This is a genomic window from Chloroflexota bacterium (genome assembly GCA_015478725.1).
Taxonomy (GTDB): Bacteria; Chloroflexota; Limnocylindria; order Limnocylindrales; family CSP1-4; genus C-114.
The window spans coordinates 1-1,109 of record JADMIG010000144.1; the positions used below are offsets into that span (position 1 = coordinate 1).

At 59.4% G+C, this 1,109-nt stretch carries 2 protein-coding genes; one reads left to right on the forward strand and one right to left on the reverse strand.

Going from position 1 to position 1,109, the window contains the following annotated elements:
- Window positions 1-292 (forward strand): hypothetical protein (locus IVW53_16180; protein ID MBF6607095.1); only part of this gene is annotated, 292 nt, incomplete at its 5' end.
- Window positions 293-725: 433 nt separating this feature from the next.
- Here IVW53_16180 and IVW53_16185 read toward each other — a convergent pair.
- The gene (locus tag IVW53_16185; protein MBF6607096.1) at window positions 726-1,046 is read right to left on the reverse strand and encodes a hypothetical protein; all 321 of its coding nucleotides are present in this window, start codon (window positions 1,044-1,046) and stop codon (window positions 726-728) included.
- Window positions 1,047-1,109 lie beyond the last annotated feature (63 nt).

The following is a 1,109-nucleotide window of genomic DNA, read 5'->3' on the forward strand; positions in this document are numbered from 1 at the left end:
AGGCAGCATGGGCAGCAGAGGCAGTATAGGCAGTATAGGCAGCATAGGCAGCAGAGGCAGTATAGGCAGCATAGGCATCATAGGCATCATAGGCAGCAGAGGCAGCATAGGCATCATAGGCAGCATGGGCAGCGCGGGCAGCCCTACCTGCCATGTGTGTGGGCCCCACTGTTTTCAGCGCACTCTCTACATCCGTAATTGGCGGGAGTTCCTGCAGGGCCGCGGCATGCTCTGCCAGCCCCGCCAACTCCAGCCAGGCGGGAGCGCACTCACGCACGAGCCAGTCGTATAACATAAACGCACGCGCCCTCTCCACTCTCGATCCCGAAGATGCTAATGTGCCAATGACTTTTGGCACGTACGGCAGCAGCATCTGACGATCCGTATTGTCCATAGCGTCGTTCCAGCGACGCATGAAGTTGGCTATAATCGGCGAAACACAGCGTGGCGAGTCCGAGAATGGCTCACCTGCCAGCACGCTGGCAAGCTCCATAGCGCACATGCCCGCCTCAGGTGTAGGGTGCTGGCCCTTCGCGAGCTTGATCGTGTCCAGGACTGTAGTTGCATTCACCTTGTTATCGTTATCAACTTTCATAGCCCTCTGCTCCTTTTTTGTAGATAACCTTGTCATATAATGGCAAGCCCTCGACGCGTATGACCTTCTCCCCCACTCAACATCTCAACAAGTGAAGGCCATACGCGCCGGAGCCCGCGAAACTAACTAGCTAGCTTCTGCCCCCGGCACGTGCCGCGGCTGGCATCGTGGGGGCAGGGGCTGGTGCTGGTGCTGGGGCAGGGGTCTCCTCAGGGAACAGCTCATCAGGCGACTCAAACTCAAAAGGGATGTCCCCCGCCTCAGCCTCAGCCTCCATAGCCTCAACCACGTAAAGCTGAAGCTCCCCATCCAGCAGGGAGAAAGGCTTGGTCTGCCCGGCGGTCGTCGCGATCCAATCCTTCACAGTCGAGTTATCCCACCCGAGCGTCCGCTTCGCCTTCTCATACCGCGCGTTATAGCCCTCCCGCTCCTCCAACTTGAGGTCGGGCACGTACGTCGCCGCGGGCGCCGGCTTTGGTCGCGTGGATGCCCCACTTCGCTTGAGGGGCAGCAC